The organism is Burkholderia sp. MS389 (genome assembly GCF_016899425.1).
Lineage (GTDB): Bacteria > Pseudomonadota > Gammaproteobacteria > Burkholderiales > Burkholderiaceae > Burkholderia > Burkholderia sola.
Genome location: NZ_CP045994.1, coordinates 33585 through 57438 on the forward strand (window position 1 = coordinate 33585; position 23854 = coordinate 57438).

Sequence of the window (23854 nt, forward strand, 5' to 3'; positions counted from 1 at the left end):
CCTTTTAGCCTGGGTTCCGGGTGGAGATTCTCGGTACGTTGGCCGCGTATACCGCGCGCAAACCGGAAGGTTGCTAGCTCAGCACACATTTAACACACCTACTCCCGAAATTTCCTGGAATAGCTATAGCGATGCCTACGTGGCCTTTTCAAAAGGCGACGGCGGAGATGATTCTGTATATATACCGCTTCCGCCAGCGTTCATCGATCGGCTGCTAGCGGCACGTCCGCGCCTGTAAAAACCACTGTGGCAACCTGGTTGGCAGTCGTCACGCGGATGCAGACATGCGCTATAACCGGGCAATGGCCGTGCCATTCCCGGCCTGCAATCTTTTTCGTTTCTATTTCCCGATACAAAACCTGCTGAAAATCACCCCCAGCAGATCATCCGACGTAAACTCCCCGGTAATCGCATTGAGCTGCTCCTGCGCGAGCCGCAGCTCCTCGGCAAACAGATCGAGCGACTGAGCGCGTTGCTCCGCATGATCCGCCGCCTGTGCAAGATGTTCCTGCGCGGCCCGCAGCGCAATCAGATGCCGCTCGCGTGCGAGATACACACCCTCGGCACCCGCCTGCCAACCCGCAATCCGCAGCAGCTCGGCACGCAACATATCGATCCCGTCGCCGCGCTTCGCCGACAGGTGCACCTCGGTCAGATCGCCTTCCGCCGCCGGATGCTCGACGCACGCCGGCACGCCGGTCAGATCCGTCTTGTTCAGCACGCGCACCACCGGCACGCCGGCCGGAAACCGCGCGGCGATCGTCCCGTCGTCCGGCGTCATCCCCGTGCGCGAATCGAGCAGATGCAGCACGACATCCGCACGCTCGATCTCGCTCCACGTGCGTGCAATGCCGATCCGCTCGACTTCGTCTTCCGTCTCGCGCAACCCGGCCGTATCGATGATGTGCAGCGGAATCCCTTCGACCTGGATCGTCTGCGCGACCTTGTCGCGCGTCGTGCCGGCGATCGGCGTGACGATCGCCAGCTCGGCGCCCGCCAGCGCATTCAGCAGCGACGACTTGCCGACGTTCGGCTGCCCCGCCAGCACGACCGACAGCCCTTCACGCAACAGCGCCCCCTGCCGCGCGTCGCCGAGCACGTGTGCGAGTTGTTCGCGAATCCTCGCGAGCTTGCCGCGCGCGTCGGCCGCTTCGAGGAAGTCGATTTCCTCCTCCGGAAAATCGAGCGTCGCCTCAACCAGCATCCGCAGCGTGATCACGTCCTCGACGAGCGCATGGATCTGCCGCGAGAACGCGCCGTCGAGCGAACGCCCGGCCGAGCGCGCGGCCGCCTCGGTGCTCGCCTCGATCAGGTCGGCGACGGCCTCGGCCTGCGCAAGGTCGAGTTTGTCGTTCAGGAACGCGCGCCGCGTGAATTCGCCCGGCTCCGCGAGCCGCAGCCCGAAGTCGCGCCCTGCATCCAGGCAACGCTGCAGCAGCAACTGCATCACGATCGGCCCGCCATGCCCCTGCAGTTCGAGCACGTGCTCGCCGGTATACGAATGCGGCGCCGGGAAATACAGCGCGATCCCGCGGTCGAGCGGCGCGCCGTGCGCGTCGAGGAACGGCACGTAGCTCGCATGGCGCGGCGCGAGTGTCTGCCCGCACAACGCGTCGACCAGCGGCAGCGCGGCCGCCTCGCCGCCGCGCCCGAACGACACGCGGACGACGCCGATGCCGCCCCGGCCGGCAGCAGTGGCAATGGCGACGATCGGATCGGAATCGGTAGCGAGCATGGCAATCAGAGCAATCGGGTAATCAGCGAGTCAATGGTGCGCCCGCGCAACAGTTCGGGCAGAGGAACGCCGGCATTGTAGCGTGCGGGCTCATCAGCCACCGGCCGCGGCGCCCGATTCGGACTCGCCCGAATTTATCCCGCCGGGGATAAGCTAAGTATCAGTCCAGCGTGATGAGCCACCCGCCATTTCGGACAAGTATGTTTGCTGGAGCGGCTCGACACTGCGTCCCTCAATTTCATCCACCATCCTGATCCCGGTCGGGATTCGTCCGAATGAGATATGTTTATCTTATATGGTTGTCTGAAATGCGGCGATGAAATTGCACAATCTCCCCCATGCCGACATCCGAAGAAAAAGCCGCGTTCTCGGAACGCCTGAAATTCGCCCTGCGGCGCAGCCCGGAGAAGGTCACGGGCGCGACGGAGCTGGCGAACCGATTCAATCTGCGTCACCGCGGAACGCACCCCGTTTCGCCGCAAACCGCGCACAAATGGCTGACGGGCCGCACGATCCCGACGTCGGACAAACTCGAAACGCTGGCCGAATGGTTGCGCGTTGAAGTGCACTGGCTGCATTACGGGCCGTCGCCGAGCGTGGTCGAACATCCGACGCCGCAACCGCTGCCGCGCGACGAACGCTATCCGCCGACGCCCGAGACGATTGAACTCGCATCGAAGATCGAGGCGCTGTCTCCACACCAGCGCTACCTCGTTCAGGAACTCGTCGAGCAGTTCTACGGCGATCCGAAACTCGAAGCGAAGAAGGCCTGAGCGACAGCCACCGCACGCGCCGTCACCGTCACCGGGAAACAAAAAGCCGCATGGTCGCGAACCATGCGGCTTTTTTTGCGAGCATCGCAGGCGGCTGGCCGCCCGCGAATGCATCAAGCGTCAGGCCGGCTTCTTCTTGACGCCGCCGAGCTTGCGCGTGATGTAGTACTGCTGCGCGATCGACAGCACGTTGTTCACGACGTAGTACAGCACGAGGCCAGCCGGGAAGAAGAAGAACATCACCGAGAACGCGATCGGCATGAACTTCATCATCTTCGCCTGGACCGGGTCCGGCGGCGTCGGGTTCAGGCTCGTCTGCACGAACATCGACACGGCCATCAGCACCGGCAGGATGAAGAACGGATCGCGCTGCGACAGGTCGTGAATCCACAGAATCCACGGCGCGCCGCGCATTTCGACCGACGCGAGCAGCACCCAGTACAGCGAGATGAACACCGGGATCTGGATCACGACCGGCAGGCAGCCGCCGAACGGATTGACCTTCTCGGTCTTGTACAGCTCCATCAGCGCGGCGTTCATCTTCTGCGGATCGCTCTTGAAGCGTTCGCGCAGCGCCTGCATGCGCGGCGTGATTTCCTTCATGCGCGCCATCGACTTGTAGCTCGCAGCCGACAGCGGGAAGAACACGGCCTTGATCAGCACCGTCAGCAGCACGATCGCCCAGCCCCAGTTGCCGACGTAGCTGTGGATCTTCTCGAGCAGCCAGAACAGCGGCTTCGCGATGATCGTCACCCAACCGTAGTCCTTCACGAGCTCCAGGCCCGGCGCGATACCTTCGAGCATGCGCTCTTCTTCCGGACCGGCGAACAGGCGCGCCTGCACGTCGGCCGACTGGCCCGGCGCGATCGCGGCGACCGGCTGCTTCACGCCGACGCGATACAGCGTCGGATCGATCTTTTCAGCGTAGATGTCGCGCTTCGCGCCCTGCTGCGGAATCCAGGCCGACGCGAAGTAGTGCTGCACCATCGCAACCCAGCCGTTGTCGGCGGCCTTCTCGAAGTTCGCCTTGTTCTTGTCGAGGTCGCTGAAATCGATCTTCTGGAAGTGCTTCGCGTCCGTATAGACCGCCGGCCCGAGGAACGTATGCGAGAACATCGGCGTTTCGACGGCCGTGTTGTCGCGCACCAGTTCCATGTAGACCGTCGGCGTGACGGGCGCCGTGCCGACGTTGTCGATCTTGGTGTCGACGCCGATCACATAGCTGCCGCGCGTGAACGTGTAGGTCTTCACGACCTTCACGCCGCCCTTCACCGGCGATTCGAACGACAGCTTCAGCGTGTTCTGGTCGCCCGTCAGCGACGTCGAGCCGGGGTTCAGCTGCGTGTAGACGTCGTTGTGGTTCGGGAAATCGCCGCCGAGCAGGCCCGTGCGTGCGAGATACGTGTGGCCGGCCGTGTGGTCGAACAGCGTGATGTACAGGTCGGGCTGCTTGCCGTCGCCCTGCTTCTTCAGCGTCAGCTTCGCGAGCGTGCCGCCGCGCGTGTCGATTTCGCCGTCGTACACGTCGGTCGAGAACTTCACGAGCTGCGCCTGCGCGGCCGGGGCCGTCGTCGACGGCGCGGCGCCGGCTGCGGCGGCCGGCACGTCACCTGCGGTCTTCGTCGCGCCCGTGCCCGATGCGCCGCCGGCAGCAGCCGGGGCCGTCTGCGTGGCGCTCGGGAAGAACATCGACGGGCGTCCATGGTCCCGCTGCCAGTTGTCGTACAGCATGACAGCTGACATGAAGAAGATCACCCATAGGACGGTGCGTTTGATATCCATGCGTTGTCTCAGAGTCGATGGGACCGCGCGTCGGCTTCGCCGCGAGCGCGAGTGTCGGAGTTGGGCGGCGGGACGAGGTCGACGCCGCCCGCGGAAAACGGGTGGCATCGGCACACGCGCCTGACGGCGAGATACGTGCCGCGCGCGGCGCCATGATACTGGATTGCCTCGCGCGCGTAATCCGAACAGGAAGGATAAAAACGGCAACGGTTGCCGAGCATCGGGCTCACGGCAACCTTGTAGAAGCGCAGCAAGGCGATCAATACCGTTTCCATACCTTGGGCGGCGCCGTACGACGCCGCGTCAAAACCGGCCGGGCGGGCGCGAACGCCGCGCCGGGCGCGGATGCGTCACTCGGACGCGGGCTTCGACGCACGGCGCGCGATTTCCCGGACTGCCCTGTCGAGCAGTTCGCGGATCTCGGCCGCGCACATCGCCGCGAGCGGGGCGGAGGCCGCGCTCGGCAGCGCTTTCTTGTCGAAGCGCGTGTGCTGCCGCAGCAGCAGGTCGTAACCGGCGAATTCGGCCCGGCGCAGGCGAAACTGATCGCGCGCCAGCCGCTTCACGAGGTTACGGGTAACCGCTCGCGGCGCATACTTCTTGCCGATGACGAGCCCCAGACGTGCAGGCTGACCGGTCGGCTTGCCGTAGATCACGAAGTGCGCGGAGCGCCGCCAGGGGCGCAAACGAAAAACGGATGAAAATTCATCCGTTTTCAGAAGTCGCGCAGCTTTCGGGAAGGCGGCTTTCGTCTGCGACGGATTCGCACCCGGCTCGACGGCACCTTCCGCAGGACTGCGGACGGCGGACACAGCGCGCAACCTGCCTTAGATGGCGAGGCGCTTGCGGCCCTTCGCGCGGCGAGCGTTGATGACCTTGCGGCCACCTGCCGTCTTCATGCGGACACGGAAGCCATGGGTGCGCTTGCGGCGCGTCACGGACGGTTGGTAAGTACGTTTCATGATGTTCTCACTTGTTCGAGAATGTCGAAATTCAGGGGACCGCGTGCCCTTAACCGGAGGCATTCGGGCGAACGCAATCGCCGGGAATACAGGATTGGTTTTCGCGGAACCCGTTATTTAAACCGTTTTTCCGTTGACGGTCAATACTTTACGAGTCGCTCGCCTGTGCCGGGCCGCTCCGATCCGGCCCCGCGACCCACAAACCCAGCCTGTGGATAAGTCCCGCTGTGGCCGCGTTTGGCGTTAGAATCTCGCCTTATCTCCAAGAATCCCGCACGCCGCTTCGGCTCGCGCCTGCCCCTCCACGACTGTGACGCAGGCGTCCGAGGCACGCTCGCACGACCGCTTCGGGCCTTGTTGCGCGACCGCGACAAGGGCGCCGGCGAGCCGCGCTGTGCACGCAAAAAACGACAGTTACTTGATGAACGATTTCTGGCAACACTGTTCCGCACTGCTGGAGCGCGAGCTGACGCCCCAGCAGTACGTGACGTGGATCAAACCCTTGGCCCCGGTGGCCTTCGATGCGTCGGCGAACACGCTGTCCATCGCCGCGCCGAACCGCTTCAAGCTGGACTGGGTCAAGAGCCAGTTTTCGGGCCGGATCTCCGATCTGGCCCGGGATTTCTGGAATGCGCCGATCGAAGTCCAGTTCGTCCTCGATCCGAAGGCCGGCATGCGCAGCGCCCCCGCGGGCGTCGCGCCGGCCGCCCCGCGTGCGCCGCTGGCCCCGAGCGGCCCGGCGGCGACGGTCGCCGCGATCGCCGCCAACCTGACCGCGAATGCTTCCGCTGCGCCCGCCGCGCCGGCCGACGTGCCGATGACGCCGTCGGCGGCCGCCGCGCACCACCTGAACGCCGACGACGCCGACATCGACCTGCCGAGCCTGCCCGCACACGAAGCGGCAGCCGGCCGCCGCACGTGGCGCCCGGGCCCAGGCGCCGCACCCGCGAACGGCGGCGAAGCCGATTCGATGTACGAACGTTCGAAGCTGAACCCGGTGCTCACGTTCGACAATTTCGTGACCGGCAAGGCGAACCAGCTCGCGCGCGCCGCCGCGATCCAGGTCGCGGACAACCCGGGCATCTCGTACAACCCGCTGTTCCTGTACGGCGGCGTCGGCCTCGGCAAGACCCACCTGATCCACGCGATCGGCAACCAACTGCTGCTCGACAAGGCCGGCGCGCGAATCCGCTACATCCACGCCGAGCAATACGTATCGGACGTGGTGAAGGCGTACCAGCGCAAGGCGTTCGACGACTTCAAGCGCTACTACCATTCGCTCGACCTGCTGCTGATCGACGATATCCAGTTCTTCTCCGGCAAGTCGCGCACGCAAGAGGAATTCTTCTACGCGTTCGAAGCGCTGGTCGCGAACAAGGCGCAGGTGATCATCACCAGCGACACGTATCCGAAGGAAATCTCGGGCATCGACGATCGCCTGATCTCGCGCTTCGACTCGGGCCTCACCGTCGCGATCGAGCCGCCCGAGCTCGAAATGCGCGTCGCGATCCTGATGCGCAAGGCGCAGTCGGAGGGCGTGAACCTGTCGGAAGACGTCGCGTTCTTCGTCGCGAAGCATCTGCGCTCGAACGTGCGCGAGCTCGAAGGCGCGCTGCGCAAGATCCTCGCGTATTCGAAGTTCCACGGCCGCGAGATCTCGATCGAGCTGACCAAGGAAGCGCTGAAGGACCTGCTGACCGTGCAGAACCGGCAGATTTCGGTCGAGAACATCCAGAAGACCGTCGCCGACTTCTACAACATCAAGGTCGCCGACATGTACTCGAAGAAGCGCCCTGCGAACATCGCGCGGCCGCGGCAGATTGCGATGTACCTGGCGAAGGAACTCACGCAGAAGAGCCTGCCGGAAATCGGCGAGCTGTTCGGCGGGCGCGATCACACCACCGTGCTGCACGCGGTGCGCAAGATCGCCGACGAGCGCAGCAAGGACGCGCAGCTCAACCACGAGCTGCACGTGCTGGAACAGACGCTGAAGGGCTGAGCGCGCGCACCGCGCTTGATAATTCGGCCTCCGCCCCAATTTAAGGGGGGCGGTTCGGTTTTGAGGCACAATACTGGTTTGACCGCCCCGGTGGTGGCGGGCCAAGAGCCCGGCCGGCGGGGCGCTGCGAGGCTGCTGCGCTGCAGGCCGTTACTCAACGAAGGAACTCTATGCAACTGGTCAAGACCGAACGAGACACCCTCCTCAGGCCGCTGCAAACGGTCAGCGGCATCGTCGAACGCCGCCATACGTTGCCGATCCTCGCCAACCTGCTGATCACCAAGAACGGCCCGGACGTTTCATTCCTGTCGACCGACCTGGAGCTGCAGATCACCACGCGCGCCGATTTCGGCGTCGGCGGCGACCAGGTCGCGACCACCGTCGCGGCGCGCAAGCTGCTCGACATCCTGCGCGCGATGCCTGACGGCCAGGTCACGCTGTCGCTCGCCGACAAGCGCCTCACCGTTCAATCGGGCAAGAGCCGCTTCGCACTGCAGACGCTGGCCGCCGACGAGTTCCCGACCGTCGCGCAGGCCAAGGATTTCGGCGCCACGCTCACCGTCCCGCAGAAGTCGTTCCGCCAGTTGCTCGGCATGGTGCACTTCGCGATGGCGCAGCAGGACATCCGCTACTACCTGAACGGCATGCTGCTCGTCGTCGACGGCGATCAGCTGATGGCCGTGGCCACCGACGGCCACCGCCTCGCGTTCTCGTCGATGAAGCTCGAAGGCGGCACGTTCGGCCGCCAGGAAGTCATCGTGCCGCGCAAGACGATTCTCGAGCTGCAGCGCCTGCTCGAAGACATCGACGACACCGTCACCATCGACATCGCGCAGACCCAGGCCAAGTTCACGTTCGGCCAGGTCGAGCTCGTGTCGAAACTCGTCGAGGGCAAGTTCCCCGACTTCCAGCGCGTGATCCCGAAGGCGCACAAGAACACGTTCGAGATCGGCCGTGAAGAACTGCAGCGTTCGCTGCAGCGCGCGGCGATCCTGACCTCGGACAAGTTCAAGGGCGTGCGCTGCATCATCGCGCCGGGCCAGCTGAAGATCATGTCGACCAACGCCGATCAGGAAGAGGCGCAGGAAGAACTCGAAATCGCCTACCAGGGCGATACCGTCGACATCGGCTTCAACGTCACGTATCTGCTCGACGTGCTCGCGAACCTGAAGGTCGACACCGTGCAGGTGAGCCTCGGCGACGCCAGCTCGAGCGCGCTGATCACCGTGCCCGAGAACGACGAGTTCAAGTATGTCGTGATGCCGATGCGCATCTGACGCGCTCGACATCGCGACACACACCAGGGGGCGGCAAGCCCCTTTGGCGTTTTTATGGCGAACCGACAACCCGCCCTTTTAGTGCCTTTTCGGCACTTGGGGCGGGCCAGGAAACTGGAGCGGCCCGGCGATTTCTCGCTGAAACGCACCGCGCCGCCACGAGAGTGGCCCCGCAGAACCGGAAGATATCCATGAGTGAACAGCACAATTCGCAACCCGATAACAGCAGCTACGGCGCCTCGTCGATCCAGATCCTCGAGGGCCTGGAAGCGGTGCGCAAGCGCCCCGGGATGTACATCGGCGACACGTCGGACGGCACCGGTCTGCACCACCTCGTGTTCGAGGTGCTCGACAACTCGATCGACGAAGCGCTGGCCGGGTACTGCAACGACATCCACGTAACGATTCACGCCGACAACTCGATTTCCGTGACCGACAACGGCCGCGGGATTCCGACCGACGTGAAGATGAACGACAAGCACGAGCCGAAGCGTAGCGCCGCGGAAATCGTGATGACCGAGCTGCATGCCGGCGGCAAGTTCGACCAGAACAGCTACAAGGTGTCCGGTGGCCTGCACGGCGTGGGTGTGTCGTGCGTGAACGCGCTGTCGAGCTGGCTGCGCCTCACCGTGCGCCGCGACGGCAAGAAGCGGTTCATGGAGTTCCACCGCGGTGTTGCGCAGGATCGCGTGCTCGAGGTGGTGGACGGCGTGGAAGTGTCGCCGATGCTCGTGACCGGCGACACCGAGAACCGCGGCACCGAAGTGCACTTCATGGCCGATCCGACGATTTTCGGCACGGTTGAATATCACTACGACATCCTCGCGAAGCGGATGCGTGAGCTCTCGTTCCTGAACAACGGTGTGCGAATTCGCCTCACGGACCTGCGCTCGGGCAAGGAAGACGATTTCGCGTTCGCCGGCGGTGTGAAGGGCTTCGTCGAGTACATCAACAAGACGAAGACCAACCTGCACCCGACCGTGTTCTTCGCCAACGGCGAGAAGGACGGCGTGGGCGTCGAAGTCGCGATGCAGTGGAACGACAGCTACAACGAAAACGTGCTGTGCTTCACGAACAACATTCCGCAGCGCGACGGCGGCACGCACCTGACCGGCCTGCGGGCCGCGATGACGCGCGTCATCAACAAGTACATCACCGACAACGAAATCGCGAAGAAGGCGAAGGTCGAGACGACCGGCGACGACATGCGCGAAGGGCTGTCGTGCGTGCTTTCCGTGAAGGTGCCGGAGCCGAAGTTCAGCTCGCAGACGAAAGACAAGCTGGTTTCGTCCGAGGTTCGTGCGCCGGTTGAGGAAGTTGTGGCGAAGGCGCTGGAAGAGTTCCTGCTGGAAACGCCGATCGACGCGAAGATCATCTGCGGGAAGATCGTTGAGGCTGCTCGGGCGCGTGATGCGGCGCGGAAAGCGCGTGAAATGACGCGTCGGAAGGGTGTGCTCGACGGCGTCGGCCTGCCGGGCAAGCTCGCGGACTGCCAGGAGAAAGACCCGGCGAAGTGCGAAATCTACATCGTCGAGGGCGACTCGGCAGGTGGCTCGGCGAAGCAAGGGCGTGACCGGAAGTTCCAGGCGATCCTGCCGCTGCGCGGCAAGGTGCTAAACGTCGAAAAGGCGCGCTACGACAAGTTGCTGTCGTCGGAGCAGATCGTCACGCTCGTGACCGCGCTTGGGTGCGGCATCGGCAAGGAAGACTACAACCTCGACAAGCTTCGCTATCACCGCATCATCATCATGACCGACGCGGACGTCGACGGTGCGCACATCCGGACGCTGCTGCTCACGTTCCTGTATCGCCAGATGCCGGACATGATCGAGCGCGGGTACGTGTATATCGCGCAGCCGCCGCTTTACAAGATCAAGGCGGGCAAGGACGAGCGGTATCTGAAGGACGACGTGGAGCTCAACGCGCATATGCTGCGGTTGGCGCTGCAAGGGTCGGAGCTGGTGCCTGGGGAGAATGCGGCGGCGATTTCGGGTGATGCGCTTGGCGAGCTGGCAAGGTCGTATCTGCTGTCGCAGAGCGTGATCGAGCGGTTGAGCCGGTTGTATGACCCGGCTGCGCTGGAAGCCGTTATGGATGGCGTGGTGATCGATCTTTCCAATGAGGAGTCGACCGAGGCTTCGGCTAAGGCGCTGCATGCCGCGTTGCATGATGAAGCGCTGAAGAATGAAGTGCGGGTTGTGCCTTCGTATGACGCGGTTCGCGAACAGCGAGCGCTGCATGTCGAGCGGACGCATCACGGCAACGTGCGGGTTTCGGTCATTGACCAGGAATTCCAGCACACGGCGGATTATCAGCAGCTCGTGACGACGGCGAATACGTTCAAGGGGCTCATCGGGGAAGGTGCGGTCATCAAGCGCGGTGAGCGCAGCATGGCCGTGGCGGACTTCAAGAGCGCGATGAAGTGGCTGCTGGCGGATGCTGAACGCAACGTCTCCAAACAACGCTATAAGGGGCTCGGCGAGATGAACCCCGAGCAGCTGTGGGAAACGACGATGGATCCGGCAGTGCGGCGTCTGCTGCGCGTGCAGATCGAAGACGCGATTGCGGCGGATGGGATCTTTACTACCCTCATGGGGGATGATGTCGAGCCGCGGCGGGCGTTTATTGAGTCGAACGCGTTGCGGGCGGGGAATATTGACGTTTAATCATACAATATTGCAGGGAAACGGAATTCGTTGTACTAGCGCCAAGTTGGCTGGACTTGAATGCACGGAAATGATTAGATTTTCGTGCTTGTCATCAGACAGCACCCAGCGATAGGTCCGCTTCGCATGTTTTGAGGGTGCGATTCGGTTGTGGTTGGCTCGAATTGTCCGATTGCGGAACTCGAAGGGTTACAGACGAAAAGCCTGTAACCCTCTTTCGCATTTGGGGCGAGGCGCAATATCGCGATGGAGGTGGGTTCTGTCAACCTTGCGGAGGAGCATCAGGTGCGCGCGTGCCCTGGATCATAGGAAGCAGTAAGCTCACGCCGGTGCCGCTGCACCGCGCGAGAAAATCCCCTGCCGCGCGCATAGGCACGCCGCGCGTGCGGATTGCGGATCGCCGAGGCGAAGAACTTCAGAAAGCTGATGCTAGCCCGTTCGCCGGCCGACGCCACCAGCGCCGGTACTGTCGCGCCGGTCGGAAGGGCAAGGGCTGTATTAGCCACCAATCAGCCCTTGATCTTGCCTTCGAGACAGCCTTTCGCAGCAGACACGAGCAGATCCACCGTAAGACCACCGGCCACCGATGCGGCCTTCTGGGTCCGGTCCCATACATTCGGGCTGCGCATGGCATCGAGAAATCATGACCCGCCCAGGTCGGGCTGCAAAAGCCCAGCCTAGGGCCGAATCCGGGAGCCGACATGCCGAAGTCCAGTCCTCACGCATGGATGAAACGGGCCTGCTCCAGCAGCGACAGGTGATAGTCGATCTGTTCGGCCGTGTAGTCTTCGACGCTTACCTTGGTGCGTCAACCACCACCATTCCGGCGGTCGGCACTGGCAGCGCCTCCCGCTTCAGCATCAGCTCACGGATCAGGTCCATGTCACGCGTCATCGCAGCATCTCCGGCGCCGGAAAGTCTTGGCGCCCTGTGTACATCACATACCCTGTGTAATTCGTATAGCGAACATAGCCTGTTCGGCGACCCTGTGGCGTGAAGGCGTCCCTCCGCCATCCGCTTTTAGCTCGGTTGGTGATGAGTCGGTTGCCGTTCCTGACTTCGCCGAGATAGGCGCCGTTCCGGTCAGACACCTCGTCCCCGACAAAACGCCAGACATGGCGACGATCATGCGTTCACAGGTTGTCGCCGTCCCGATAGCCAAAGCAGGTCCCGCCCCACGTCCACAGCCAGCTCATATTGCCTCCCTCATATATTTGATAAAGCACAGTATCAAATACAGAGCACGATAAAGGGTCTGATCACTAAACGTCAACGTCTCGTCATGCTTCGGGCTAGGCGACGTCGACCGTACTCACCCATTGTCGTATAAGATCGCGTTATGCTGAACGATTCGATTGTCTTCAACCGCAACCCATATTCGAGGGCCATACGCGTACCGGCACTACCGGGCACTGCAACATAGGACAACGGCATTGCGCCTAGATTGAACCTTGCCGAGTGCATTGCTCTTATCGAAATCGAACGACCGCGGTTGGTAACGTATCCAGCCACGCTACCGAGCAATTCCTGAGCGATAACCTACCAAAAAGATATGAAACACTCCTTTCAGGCGAGAGCGCATGTCCTGAAGCTGCTGGGCGACGAACTAATCGGCGATGATCGTCTAGCGGTCTTCGAACTGGTCAAGAACGCGTACGATGCAGATGCGACCAACGTCCAAGTTACCGTAGATCTCAACGCGCAGGAACCTTATATATCTGTTGAGGACGACGGTACGGGTATGGATAGAGACACGATCGTTACCAAATGGCTCGAAATCGGAACCCCGTCCAAGCGCGGCGCAAACAAAGTAGTCAGCAAGCGCTTCTTGCGCTATCCACTTGGAGAAAAGGGAGTCGGCCGCCTCGCGGCGCATAAACTCGGAACTCAGCAGCGTTTGTTATCCCGCGCCGAAAATAAAAGAGAATGCTTCGTTAAGGTCGATTGGAGTGAAAATCTGTCCGGGGACAAGAGAATCGACGAAACCTCAGTGGATATCCGTGAGCTTTCGCAGCCTCTCAAATATAAGAAAAATCGTACCGGAACGTGCCTTAAAATAACCCAACTCGAGAGAGCCGAGTGGACAAGAAGAGATATTCGGTCATTAAAAAAACTAATATCCACTCTCGTTAGCCCCTTTTCGTCTGTGGATAGTTTTTCGGTGAAACTCAACGTGCCGGGAAGAGAATCCTGGCTCAATGACATTTTTGATGTTGGCGACATTCTAGATAATGCAATCTGGAAATTTAGCTTTTCTATTGTAAACGCCAAAATAAGCTGGAAATATGAATTTAGTCCTCCCAGCATGTCCGGCGTGGAAAAACGGGTTACATCAAAAGATGACGACTCACTTCGCCTGATCGAGTTAACCGCAGAAGACAGGAAGCGGCTCGATCGAGACGACGAGAGTATTTCACTCATTAGCTCCGATCTAAATGGCATAGGCGATATTACTGGACATTTTTTTGTGTACTATCGCCGAGCCGATCTGATGAAAAAAATTGGGAATACTCAGCAACTGAAAGAATATTTGGACGAACAAACCGGGGTACGTGTATACCGCGATGGCATTCGCGTATATAACTACGGTGAGGCAGGCGACGACTGGCTTGGATTGAACGTTCGACGGATCAATCGCCCCGCGGAGCGCATGGCAACCAACTCAGTGATTGCAGCAATCAATCTCAAGCTAACGGACAGCGGTCAACTCAAAGAGAAAACAAATCGGGAAGGATTTGATGAAAATTCTGCATTCCTGAGGTTTAGGCACATCATCCAAAGCGTCGTCGAGTTACTTGATATTACACGACAGGATGATCGCCGCCAACTTGACGCTGCACTTAAAGGGAAAGGCGAGGCCACGCCACATCCCGAGTCATTCGAACATGCGGTCGATATTGTCAAAAAAGCGATTAAAGATAAAGGGCTTGAAGGCGAACTTAAGCCACACATTGACACGATCGAAAGAGAATATAAACAGGTTCGCAGTGTAATGGTGAGCTCAGGTCTTGCCGGACTTAACTTGGCCACGATTTTCCATGAAGTCGAGCGAGAAATTGGTGCAATAAATAAGGGGATTGAAAACAACGAGTCGTTGGACTCGCTCAAGAAGCGCACCGGGCATTTGGTGAGCCTCTTGGATGGCTTTGCGCCGCTTTTGAAGCGCAATAGCCAGAAGCGGGCGACCGCATATTCACTCGTAGATCGAGCGTTTACTCTCACTAAATCACGGCTCGCACACCATAAAATACATTTCTCGTCGCCGTTACTTTCCGGAGAGGTCGATGACTTCGCAACAGAGTGCCCGCCTAATCTAGTGATCGGCGCACTTAGAAATTTGATCGACAACGCTATCTATTGGGCTCGGGCTCGTGCCGAAGAAGATCCTTCGGATTCTCGTCCACCTTTTATATACATAACAGCATTCGCGGATTCGGCGGAAAGCCATGCAATAGCGGTCGTCGACAACGGCCCGGGATTCGAGCTCCCAGTTGATATGGCCACCCAGCCCTTTGAAACCACGAAGCCCGGCGGCATGGGACTCGGCCTGTACTTTACAAACCTTGTGATGGAATCAATTGGCGGCTCTTTTTCTGTCATGTCTGCTGAGGAATTGCGTGATTTCATTCAAATTCCCACACCACTCGATGGGGCAGCTGCAATTCTAAAATTCAAAAACAAATGACCACTTCTTTGGGCCTCATTCGAACAGTAATCGTTGACAACGATGAAACTGAACTTCAGGAGTTAGTGACAGGTATGCATGAGGCGCATATCCCAGTCCTGCCGTTACGGTATTCTGTCGACGCGGGCGTGATCGGGGTGCCTGACCACAAGTCGTTATGCATTCGGTTACTCTTCGTGGACATGAATCTTGCCGATTCATCTGCACCGTCGCCGAAAGACATAGCACCTACCATCGCAGAAGTTATCTCAGCAGTTGTTCCACTAGATAACGGACCATACGCTCTTATATTCTGGTCCAAACACCGGTATCTTGTAGACGAAGTTCTTCAGATCCTAGGAGAGCGTCACGCCGAAATTCCGACGCCGATCGTGGTCAGCGCTCTGGACAAGAACGATTTCAAGATGCCGGAGTCTGCCGATGCCCGCAAAGCCTGGCTAGAAGGTTTGCGAAATGGCATCGACAGTGTCGTTCAGACATCGCCTCAGTTGACGGCGCTGATGGCGTGGGAACGCGAAATCGGAAGGGCAGCGTCAGCTACGCTTCATGCGTTAACGAAAGTTCTGTCTCCTTCGATACCTTGGGATATTGCTAAGCATGCGGATAACCTGAGTGCGGTCCTCGGACGGATCGCCCAGGAGGCGACTGGAAGAAAGAATGCGGCAGACCGACCCGATGAAGCTATCCATCTCGGGCTTCAGCCAATGCTCGTGGATAATCTCGAGCGCAGCTCAGCTACGGCCGACGGAATACGCGAAATGTGGATGGCGACAATGCCACAAGTCAAATCAAATAGTCCAATCGCCTTTGGCGAAAACGGTGCTGATAGACGACTAAATGCGTTTTATTGCGTGTCGGAGATTACGGCGCAAATCGAAAAGACAGATCGCGGTGCATTTGTCGCGATTTCCAATGACCATCTCAGCGACGATTGTTTCAAGTCACATTTCGGAAAAACAGTAGCGGAACTATCTGAAGAATTCGTCGACGTCTCGGACCTCACTAGAATCCAAAAGAGTGAAATCAGAAAATCCGTTAAATGGGGTTTTATTGAGATAAGTGCGGATTGCGATCACGCACAGAGAAAGTCGAGGCTATACCGATACGTCTTGGCGGCACTTGTGCCGAACGACAGAGAAGACAACACCAAATTTAAGGGAATGGACGGCGCCATAACGGACAGGCGTCATAACGCTATTTACCGAATGCCAGAAATCGAACTGGCAGATGGAAAACCGTTGGTATTATTCGCAAACTTCCGGTACTTGCTCGGACTTCCGGCGAAGGCGAGCATACTAGGTGATGTAGTGCTCCGGATACGCAGCGGGATCCTCGCGGAGCTGATTCATAACTACTCTCGGTACGTCGCCCGCCCGGGTGTCGTTAGTTTTTCTAATGAATCGTGAGAACCTCCATCGAATCATGTCGCCCTGACCGGGGAGGGGCGACAATCCACGAAAATAGCAAATTGCCGGCCTGCATCATTTCAAATCATGCCTAGCATCCCCGGAGGCATCATTTGACATACGTTTTTGGAAAAGCTCCCATCGAAGGCCAAGCGCAGTGCGGTCGGGCCCATTGACTCCGTTCGTGAAGAGTGGTTCTCCATGAAAATGGCCGTAGCCCATCTCGTGTAAGGCGGGATGAATCGCCACGGTCAGGGTGATTGGGTGGACCGCTAACAGCCAAAGGTCGAACAGGGTGTGAAGATCGCTACGTAGCAGCAGCCCGTTGTGCGCACCATTATCGTTCGATTTCGCATAAGGCATGATGTGTGCCGCCTCGAGGAGGCCGGGAAATGCACATCGGCTGATTTGACATGTGTTTCCATACTGTCGAATTAGCCGATTTCGGAATTGAGCTTGTCCGCGTCGCAAGCTCACTTCGCGCACAATTCGTCGGCGCGTCTCGATTATCGATTCTGCTATTTCGTCATCGGCGTCAGCGACGTCTTCCGGCGTGATCGCACCCGCATAATCAACAATAAGCTGTCGACCACGCGCGTCATCCAAAAATAGGTGTTCGATCTTTGCAAGGTCGAGCTCCTTTATGGACATCTGGTCGCTGGGGCGTAAGACGGCGTCGTTGACGTCCCGCAACGTCAGCAATCGCGGCGCAGGACCAACGGTTTTAGCGTAGCGCGCCTCGAATGTCTTGACGCGAATCGCTTCCCGCGTCGGAGTGTCGAAGGCATGCCGTTCGCGGCACGCCCATCGCGGGAGCATTGTTATTCGCTCCTTGATTTGGCTCGTACCGCAAGTTGGACATCGCAACCGTTCTTTCTCGCCATCGCCGGACACAATGCGCTCAATTCTCGCAATGCCTAGAATAATCGTCCTCGAGCGTAAGATTATTATGTCCCCCTCCGACACCTGACGGTGATTTGGAACGTTGCTGTCGTAACGGTAAACCGATAACGGATCGTCAATGTATCCGGAATTTCCACCGTATTGACGCGCCCCATCAATGGTTAGAAACGACCATGCTCGCGGAGTACTCACGTTTCCCCCCTGATAGTTGAAAGATTATTTTATATATGCTGGTTTCGCCGGATATTTCTTTCAGTTCGCCACCAACGCTCTTCATCATAACGCAACGCCGAAGAGCCTTGACCTCGATTACCTCTGAACGAACGGCTGCATCCTTGTGGCATTTTCCTTGTTGTTCTCCGACCTCGTTTAAAGTGATTCAGCGACTATATTTTCTCCGGAAGCGCAAAGCAACATGCGGATAGATCGATTCCGGCCAACGTGTGGACGACGGAGCGATCGAATACCTAGGCCGCCTTCCGGTGCACAATTTCCAGAGAGGTCGTAACTGATTGATGCGCTTACACGCACTCCTGTCGCTCCTTAACAAGCGCAATAAAATCCTTAATATCGAGTAGCCAGCCGCGTTGCTCATCGCTGTACGATTCGTGCAGTCTTCGCGGAAGAACTAATTGAAGGCGATTGGCTTTCATTTCGTTTGTTTGATTCGTACTAATAGCCGCCTCAAGAGTCAGCAGGTGTTTTTCCTCAATCCTATTTGCTTCCGCCAACACCTGACGCCAACGATCCTTGCAAGTACTCTTGACACCTAGAACCGTCAAGTGACCGCGATCAAATTCCGGATCGTGGTATGCCTCCGAACTAGGGAATAAAAAATCAGGTTTTGATTTGTTTTCTGTAACAGCAGTTCGTTGACATTTAATCCCGCATTCCCTGAAAACCATTTCCAAATGATTTTCCAGAGCTAATCCAACACGACTCTTTCGACGATTCTGAACAGACAGAGAGAAGGAGATAAACGCATCGACGTCACCCTTGAAACCCTCTGCAAGTCGATCTGAAATAAGATGACGCTCAAGAGTACGAAAGAGATTCTCCTCTCTTTCCATCCACGCCATAATTGCAACATCAGCGTCATCACAAGCGACTATGTCAGGAAGAGTGGAGCGCGCCCATGCAGAAAACTCGCGCGTCGTTGGGAAGCCACCATCAAATTTCTTGAGCATTATTTCGAGGTAGCTCTCTTCCGTAACCTCAACAACGATACCGATCTGCTCCAGAATAAATCGAGAGGCAAACTGAATACGATCCTGCTCCGTTTCCAATTCGGATCGCACCGAGAAACCTGGATGCTCCAGATCGTCTGCACCGAAAAGCCAACAGATCTGGTTTGCGATAGTTGAGCCGTCTTCTGCTACGACTACAAGCGCGGAGCCGTCAGGCTTGCGCGCAATCACCAGCAAATCACCAGCGGCAGCGCATTGAGAGACTGTGGTAGTCGGAAAGTAGAGCCGATGCTCCGAACGGGTCGGATGACGTTCGCGAGCGTCGTACCAAGTGAGGAAGCCGTCCGCCACGACGGGATTGTCATCGTCGTCTGAAAGATAGACGAATCGTGCTGGAAATGTCTGCTTGCCGGCAGCTTGACCGAAAATTCGTTTGAGAGACTCAACACCATTGAATTCGTGCTGGTTGCTTGTCAGTACATCAGCTTCAACCGCGCTGAGTCGCTTGATCGCAACCCCAACAAAGTATTCCGAAAGATGGCCCCGTTTCATGTTTCGCACCAGTTGGCAATGTTATGTGCTCGGCTGCTATGATAGCTCACCGCTCAACTTATAAGACCGAAGGAATGGCCCGATACAACCCCGATCAACCCGTTTCACGGGCTACGCAGCGCGTCCACGATGAAATCAGAAACAAACTTGATGCCACGGAGGGCCAAGTTCACTTCGAAGTGATACGGGATCTGTTTAGCACAGCTGCACCTACCGTCAAGAAAAACCTGCGCACATTTCTCGCGCGAAATCCTGACTACATTGATCGAATCGAAGGTTTTTTGCCCGAAGCCGACGTGCTGATAGATCGGGCGGAGCAAGACATCGGAAAGGTTACCGCGACCAGCTTGTGGGCGGCTAATCAGGCCTGCAAGAACCTTGTCGATCGTGTAATACGGCCCATGCACTCCAAATATCTGAGGCAGAGCATTAGAGCTGACGCCGATGGGCGACCGTTACAGGAAATTGAGGAGTTGATTGATTTTCTGTATGAGGACTACACCCAATTTGTTCGCGATACAAACAATGGCGTGACGTCAACTGCGGGCCGCATAAATGAGCGTCTTGTCGCAAGGGCACTGGAAAATTCAGGTTTAGTGGAGGGCACTCACTTCATCACGACTGGCACCAACAGTGATGCGGATCTTGTCGTACTTCAAACTGATGGTGCGAGACGGCGCCTGAGCGTTGAAATCAAAAGCTACAACGCCAGAGAGCGTTTGCTGCGCGGGCTCAGGGATGCCCCCGAGCCGAAAGTCGCCGTTGGATTTTTCCGCAATGCCACAGAGTTCGGACCGCAGCGCACACTGACACTACTTGGCGCATCGCCGTTGGCAGTCTATATGCCCATGGATACTTTTATGGATCTCGACCCTGCCAGCCGAGCTCACCGTACCCAGAGGCAAGACTCGCTGTATCGCCCTCTGGATCAATTCGCAGCCGATATGCAATATTTTTGCAATCACGGAGCTCTTCACCGTTATCCGTGACTCGAGTTTTCCAGCTCCCGCGCGGTTGGTCGAGTCGATTCGACCGGTCGCGCGGCCCCAAAACTCGACATCAATTCTATTCCCTTAACTCATGGAGCTAGCGACAAAAGAACGCTTTTGGTTGTTGATTTCAACATACAGGTCTCTGCTATGTGACGAGCAAGACATTACAAAGCAGCAGCTTCGAATCGAGTTAGCGTACAAAGCTGCCCGTCGATCCCGATTTCTGCACTTGGCGCCTTACCTGTTATCCATTGCGCGACAGTCTCGATGAACGCGTCTCCGGATTCCCCCGCTCGGAACTCCCGTGTCGCGCACTCCCATATGACGAGTACTCGCCAACCAAGTGCCTGCACCGTTGCGAGCACAACCTCATCTCTTTTCCGATTGTTTGTAAGCTTCTCCCGCCAAAACTCCGTCCGGCTTCCAGGAAGCTTGAAGTACTTGCAGCCATGTGCGTGCCAGAAACAACCATGCACAAATACTACTGCACGGTATTTCGGAAATACCATATCTGGCTTTCCGGGCAAATTTGAAGAATGTACTAGGTATCGGAATCCTCGTGAGTGAAGGGCACGCCGTATCATCAATTCCGGCTTGGTGTTTTTGCCACGAATCCCCGACATCATGCGACTACGAGTTTCCTTGTCGACTATGTCCGTCACTCACTTCTCCGTATTACCAAGTCGGCATCGCAAAATCGTAGGTAATCCGCGACCAACGACTCTACCTCATGTCGTTGCGACTTGTTGGTCGACAGGCTCATCGGTGAAGAAATCTCCAATCACTGGAACAAATCCACCTTCGACAATCCATGGTTTAACAATCCGCGCAATTTCCCTGAATACCGGCATAACAACAGAATTTCCAAATTGCTTGTACGCACGTGTATCTGAGACCGGAATCTCGAAACTATCTGGATATCCCATCAGCCTCGCGCATTCGCGCGGCGTCAGGCGTCTTGGATTCGTGCCCTTTTGTGCAACGAGAATCTCCGAGCCATCCTTGTAGTAACGAGCAGACAACGTACGCGCAATGTCTTCCGGTCCGACAAGACCGTAGCCGAAGCCGTTACCCTTCGCCTTGTGCTTCGCTGCATAGTCCTGAAGGTACTTCCAGAGATTGGGCGTTAGTGTGTACTTGTCGTTTACTTTCCGTGCTTCGTGGTCAAAATACCGATCTCCGTCATGTTCGAGCCAAGGCTCACTGCCATCGACCTTATGCAGAATGTCTTTCATCTTCACTCCGCCCTTCTCGGGCAACTGAAGTGATTCCCAGCTAAACGGTGTTGGTTCCCGGAATCCGACAATCACAATGCGCTCGCGATGCTGTGGCGTCCAGTGCTGGCCATCGATGACGCGGTAGTGGACGTGATAACCAAGCTCGTTCCGAAGCGTTCGAATAATTACGTCGAAAGTACGCCCCTTGTCATGGGACTGCAGGTTCTTGACGTTCTCCAACACAAACGCCTTCGGGCGCTTCTCTTGGATGATTCGCGCAACGTCAAAGAACAACGTGCCCTGCGTTTCATCCTGGAAGCCGTGTGCTCGCCCAAGTGCATTCTTCTTTGACACGCCCGCGATGCTGAACGGCTGACACGGGAAACCCGCGAGCAGCACGTCATGGGTGGGAACGTTCGCTTCGTCGACATCCGTGATGTCGCCATGAATCGGCATCCCGTCCGGGAAATTCACGTGATAGGTCTTCTGCGCATAGGTGTCCCACTCGCTGGTGAACACACATTGCCCCCCATGAAGTTCGAATGCCTTGCGAATCCCGCCTATGCCTGCAAAAAGGTCAATGAAGGTGAAGTCTGCTTTCGCAGCCGATGCTCCGAACGGCTGAAGCATCGACTTGAGAGTGTCAACAACATACGGCTTCGGCGCAGTCTCCGCCGAGAGCCAACGGCTTACCGTTGAGGGTCCGACACCTAGTCTCTGCGCAATCTCCGTCCGGGAAAAGTAGCGCGCCGCCTCGTGTAGGTATTGAAGTGCCACATTGGTGTCTGGTAATTTCATCGCTTCGCTGGGAAATTTTTTTGCATAATGATGGGTCTGATTCCCAGCGTCAAGCGGGAATCAACTAACCGGTCCAAGGACTTGCGGCATCTGCGTCAAGGAGTTGTGGTAGCTCGTATCGCGACGGCTCCGAGCAAGAGGGGGACCGCGTCTATCCCTCACCATGTACATCGTGGCGACTCATAGCGGTTGGTGTCGATATGGCGTACGGCTGTCTAGCTTCGCTGCCAATATCGGAGGAGATTGTTCCGTTTGATCGATTTCAGGCCCTCACCGTCGTGCGGCGGAACCTCTCAAGCCGGCGGCAAGGCCCCACATGCAGCGGCTTATCCTTCTCAAACGGAGTCATCAGCGTGCACGTTGTACTGATCACGGTCGACAAGCGTGAGCTCATCGATCAACTGTCAAGCGCAAATTTTAACTATATGATGGCTTTCTCTAACGCCCGATCGCTATATTTAGCGGGACACGAGGAAATCGCGGCCGAATCACTGTTCAAATCGGCGCGTCGGTCGCAATGAGTTTCTCGATGAGCGTCTTCGCGCAGAAAATCGAGTAAATCGTAGCAACGGAATGAATACCAATAGCACTCTCTGTCATGAAATCCGTAGTTGTTCCAACCATTCCCGACGTACTGGGCTGGCAATTGCTCCGTTCATTGTGGCCGCTAATCTGCCAGCCAATTGCTCAGCTTCGTCAGAAAGCCGTCCCAATTCGTGAAATTCGGAAGCCTCGATTTCTTTGTATGCAAGAGTAGATTTTCCATTTATTGACGTATGAGCTGCCGACTGCCCGGATTGCTGCCTCATCATCTGTGAAATCCGCTCCTTGTCTAACACGGTTGCAATTAGTGCAGCCCGAGCACGCATGTCAAGGTCGTTCATCAAGTACATCGAACCTACGTCCTTGGACCAGTGCGGTTTTACCAGAATGGTATGCAAGCAGCGTATGCCGGCACCGGTCAAGTGGCCGAGAACTCCGAGCTCTCCCACGTTTATGCCGAAACGCAAGCTTCGGCCGCCCATCGGATACTTGTGCTTGATTTCAAACAACCAAATGTCATCTCCGACGAGAAATATCCTGTCAAGATTCCAGACCGATCGAAAGTACGGTTGAATTGCGCAGTTGATCAAAATACGCGGAAGTATGACTCGTGCGCCGACGTTGCCCCGGTAGTATGCGGATATAAATCCCCAGAAAGCCTGCCTCTGCCTATTCTGGTTCTTGACCTGCCCATCTACTTGGAATGGGACAGCGTCCCTTCCTGACATCCAATGCATCAGCTCCGAAAGCGGAACCGATTGCTCCGATTTCTCCCCGTTGCTCACACGCGCAGCACGAAACTCGCCATTCTTATAAGCCACCAAATAAGGAACAAAGCGTCTTTCAAGCAAACGCAAATAACGTCCGAGGCCAGCCCCCCGGGACCTTGCCCAGACAAGACAAACCCAACGTTCGGTGTCGCGTCTAGTATCGACCACCACAGACTCAACATCAACGGGGATAACTGCTTGCCCCCCATCAGCCGGAATCTCCGTCACGATTTGGTCGAAAAGACATTCAACGACCAATCCCTCAATCAGCTGGTGCTTGTCTGCCGCAAGAATTTCTTCTGCCAGATCGTGATCTGTCAAGTCAAGGTCTTCGAGACGCCCCCACGGTGTCTGCATCTAGATTCCGGGTATTTGTATTGTGTTTCGAAGGGCTAATACTAAACCTCTGCAACAATATTTTGCAATTTGAACGCAAACCAACCGCTGACAGTTGTTCACGTCCTGATTTCGGCTAACAAGGGTATTGACAGGATTTCAGAGTTGGTGCAGCTGGCGGCTACCGGAGTTCGGGAGTCTATGCTCTTTGGCTATTCCGGGGAGATCAACCGATTTGAGACATAACAAGTACCGAGCCCCCAACATCGCA

At 57.5% G+C, this 23854-nt stretch carries 18 protein-coding genes; 7 read left to right on the forward strand and 11 right to left on the reverse strand.

What is annotated here, in order from left to right:
• Positions 1–340: 340 nt before the first annotated feature.
• Positions 341–1735, reverse strand: coding sequence for a tRNA uridine-5-carboxymethylaminomethyl(34) synthesis GTPase MnmE (gene mnmE, locus GJG85_RS00165; protein WP_176016688.1), 1395 nt, complete (start codon positions 1733–1735; stop codon positions 341–343).
• A 338-nt stretch (positions 1736–2073) separates the two neighbouring features.
• Here mnmE and GJG85_RS00170 point away from each other — a divergent pair, with 338 nt between their 5' ends.
• Positions 2074–2508 (forward strand): transcriptional regulator, encoded by a 435-nt coding sequence (locus GJG85_RS00170; RefSeq protein WP_050018236.1) that lies wholly within the window; start codon positions 2074–2076, stop codon positions 2506–2508.
• Positions 2509–2628: 120 nt separating this feature from the next.
• Here the strand turns inward: GJG85_RS00170 and yidC are convergent, their stop codons facing one another.
• The 4 genes from yidC to rpmH all read right to left on the reverse strand — a co-directional run bounded on the left by yidC (position 2629) and on the right by rpmH (position 5252).
• The gene (yidC, locus tag GJG85_RS00175; protein ID WP_050018235.1) at positions 2629–4290 is read right to left on the reverse strand and encodes a membrane protein insertase YidC; all 1662 of its coding nucleotides are present in this window, start codon (positions 4288–4290) and stop codon (positions 2629–2631) included.
• A gap of 8 nt (positions 4291–4298) precedes the next feature.
• Complete coding sequence (gene yidD / locus GJG85_RS00180; RefSeq protein ID WP_040142602.1) at positions 4299–4565, reverse strand: membrane protein insertion efficiency factor YidD; 267 nt, start codon at positions 4563–4565, stop codon at positions 4299–4301.
• 75 nt (positions 4566–4640) lie between these two features.
• A complete protein-coding gene (rnpA, locus tag GJG85_RS00185) occupies positions 4641–5102 on the reverse strand; it encodes a ribonuclease P protein component (protein WP_006489941.1) in 462 nt (153 codons plus the stop codon).
• A gap of 15 nt (positions 5103–5117) precedes the next feature.
• Positions 5118–5252 carry a 50S ribosomal protein L34 gene (rpmH, locus tag GJG85_RS00190; protein ID WP_004198824.1) on the reverse strand — a complete coding sequence of 45 codons (135 nt, stop codon included), beginning with the start codon at positions 5250–5252 and terminating at the stop codon, positions 5118–5120.
• Positions 5253–5673: 421 nt separating this feature from the next.
• Here rpmH and dnaA point away from each other — a divergent pair, with 421 nt between their 5' ends.
• The 3 genes from dnaA to gyrB all read left to right on the forward strand — a co-directional run bounded on the left by dnaA (position 5674) and on the right by gyrB (position 11194).
• Entirely contained in the window at positions 5674–7251 is a 1578-nt protein-coding gene (gene dnaA / locus GJG85_RS00195; RefSeq protein ID WP_050018234.1) for a chromosomal replication initiator protein DnaA, read from the forward strand.
• Between the two features lie 170 nt (positions 7252–7421).
• Complete coding sequence (dnaN, locus tag GJG85_RS00200; protein WP_006756934.1) at positions 7422–8528, forward strand: DNA polymerase III subunit beta; 1107 nt, start codon at positions 7422–7424, stop codon at positions 8526–8528.
• 191 nt (positions 8529–8719) lie between these two features.
• Positions 8720–11194, forward strand: coding sequence for a DNA topoisomerase (ATP-hydrolyzing) subunit B (gene gyrB, locus GJG85_RS00205; RefSeq protein WP_060314023.1), 2475 nt, complete (start codon positions 8720–8722; stop codon positions 11192–11194).
• A gap of 795 nt (positions 11195–11989) precedes the next feature.
• Here gyrB and GJG85_RS34910 read toward each other — a convergent pair.
• The gene (locus GJG85_RS34910) at positions 11990–12088 is read right to left on the reverse strand and encodes a DUF2513 domain-containing protein (protein ID WP_239468915.1); all 99 of its coding nucleotides are present in this window, start codon (positions 12086–12088) and stop codon (positions 11990–11992) included.
• Positions 12089–12746: 658 nt separating this feature from the next.
• On the opposite strand from GJG85_RS34910, the gene GJG85_RS00215 reads away from it, so the two are divergent.
• Positions 12747–14879, forward strand: a complete 2133-nt coding sequence (locus tag GJG85_RS00215) for an ATP-binding protein (RefSeq protein WP_204383503.1) — start codon at positions 12747–12749, stop codon at positions 14877–14879.
• Positions 14876–16285 (forward strand): hypothetical protein, encoded by a 1410-nt coding sequence (locus tag GJG85_RS00220; RefSeq protein WP_204383505.1) that lies wholly within the window; start codon positions 14876–14878, stop codon positions 16283–16285. Before GJG85_RS00215 ends, GJG85_RS00220 begins: the two co-directional genes overlap by 4 nt.
• Before the next feature lie 75 nt (positions 16286–16360).
• Here GJG85_RS00220 and GJG85_RS00225 read toward each other — a convergent pair whose 3' ends face one another.
• Both GJG85_RS00225 and GJG85_RS00230 read right to left on the reverse strand, forming a co-directional pair.
• Positions 16361–17104 (reverse strand): HNH endonuclease, encoded by a 744-nt coding sequence (locus GJG85_RS00225; RefSeq protein WP_204383506.1) that lies wholly within the window; start codon positions 17102–17104, stop codon positions 16361–16363.
• Between the two features lie 605 nt (positions 17105–17709).
• Complete coding sequence (locus GJG85_RS00230; RefSeq protein ID WP_204383507.1) at positions 17710–18927, reverse strand: type II restriction endonuclease; 1218 nt, start codon at positions 18925–18927, stop codon at positions 17710–17712.
• 74 nt (positions 18928–19001) lie between these two features.
• Here GJG85_RS00230 and GJG85_RS00235 point away from each other — a divergent pair, with 74 nt between their 5' ends.
• On the forward strand, positions 19002–19916 hold the full coding sequence (locus tag GJG85_RS00235) for a hypothetical protein (protein ID WP_204383508.1): 915 nt from the start codon (positions 19002–19004) through the stop codon (positions 19914–19916).
• A 167-nt stretch (positions 19917–20083) separates the two neighbouring features.
• On the opposite strand, the gene GJG85_RS00240 is transcribed toward GJG85_RS00235, so the two are convergent.
• From GJG85_RS00240 to GJG85_RS00250, 3 genes are all read right to left on the reverse strand, one after another.
• Positions 20084–20545: a very short patch repair endonuclease gene (locus tag GJG85_RS00240; protein WP_343300047.1), complete on the reverse strand. Its 462-nt coding sequence runs from the start codon at positions 20543–20545 to the stop codon at positions 20084–20086.
• 102 nt (positions 20546–20647) lie between these two features.
• Positions 20648–21934, reverse strand: a complete 1287-nt coding sequence (dcm, locus tag GJG85_RS00245; protein WP_204383510.1) for a DNA (cytosine-5-)-methyltransferase — start codon at positions 21932–21934, stop codon at positions 20648–20650.
• Positions 21935–22530: 596 nt separating this feature from the next.
• Positions 22531–23604 (reverse strand): hypothetical protein, encoded by a 1074-nt coding sequence (locus tag GJG85_RS00250; RefSeq protein WP_204383512.1) that lies wholly within the window; start codon positions 23602–23604, stop codon positions 22531–22533.
• Positions 23605–23854: the final 250 nt, after the last annotated feature.

Coding starts and splice junctions, on each gene's coding strand:
- mnmE (WP_176016688.1), bottom strand. CDS start 1,735: ATGCTCGCTACCGATTCCGATCCGATCGTCGCCATTGCCACTGCTGCC.
- GJG85_RS00170 (WP_050018236.1), top strand. CDS start 2,074: ATGCCGACATCCGAAGAAAAAGCCGCGTTCTCGGAACGCCTGAAATTC.
- yidC (WP_050018235.1), bottom strand. CDS start 4,290: ATGGATATCAAACGCACCGTCCTATGGGTGATCTTCTTCATGTCAGCT.
- yidD (WP_040142602.1), bottom strand. CDS start 4,565: ATGGAAACGGTATTGATCGCCTTGCTGCGCTTCTACAAGGTTGCCGTG.
- rpmH (WP_004198824.1), bottom strand. CDS start 5,252: ATGAAACGTACTTACCAACCGTCCGTGACGCGCCGCAAGCGCACCCAT.
- dnaA (WP_050018234.1), top strand. CDS start 5,674: ATGAACGATTTCTGGCAACACTGTTCCGCACTGCTGGAGCGCGAGCTG.
- dnaN (WP_006756934.1), top strand. CDS start 7,422: ATGCAACTGGTCAAGACCGAACGAGACACCCTCCTCAGGCCGCTGCAA.
- gyrB (WP_060314023.1), top strand. CDS start 8,720: ATGAGTGAACAGCACAATTCGCAACCCGATAACAGCAGCTACGGCGCC.
- GJG85_RS34910 (WP_239468915.1), bottom strand. CDS start 12,088: ATGACGCGTGACATGGACCTGATCCGTGAGCTGATGCTGAAGCGGGAG.
- GJG85_RS00215 (WP_204383503.1), top strand. CDS start 12,747: ATGAAACACTCCTTTCAGGCGAGAGCGCATGTCCTGAAGCTGCTGGGC.
- GJG85_RS00220 (WP_204383505.1), top strand. CDS start 14,876: ATGACCACTTCTTTGGGCCTCATTCGAACAGTAATCGTTGACAACGAT.
- GJG85_RS00225 (WP_204383506.1), bottom strand. CDS start 17,104: ATGCTCCCGCGATGGGCGTGCCGCGAACGGCATGCCTTCGACACTCCG.
- GJG85_RS00230 (WP_204383507.1), bottom strand. CDS start 18,927: ATGAAACGGGGCCATCTTTCGGAATACTTTGTTGGGGTTGCGATCAAG.
- GJG85_RS00235 (WP_204383508.1), top strand. CDS start 19,002: ATGGCCCGATACAACCCCGATCAACCCGTTTCACGGGCTACGCAGCGC.
- GJG85_RS00240 (WP_343300047.1), bottom strand. CDS start 20,545: ATGATGTCGGGGATTCGTGGCAAAAACACCAAGCCGGAATTGATGATA.
- dcm (WP_204383510.1), bottom strand. CDS start 21,934: ATGAAATTACCAGACACCAATGTGGCACTTCAATACCTACACGAGGCG.
- GJG85_RS00250 (WP_204383512.1), bottom strand. CDS start 23,604: ATGCAGACACCGTGGGGGCGTCTCGAAGACCTTGACTTGACAGATCAC.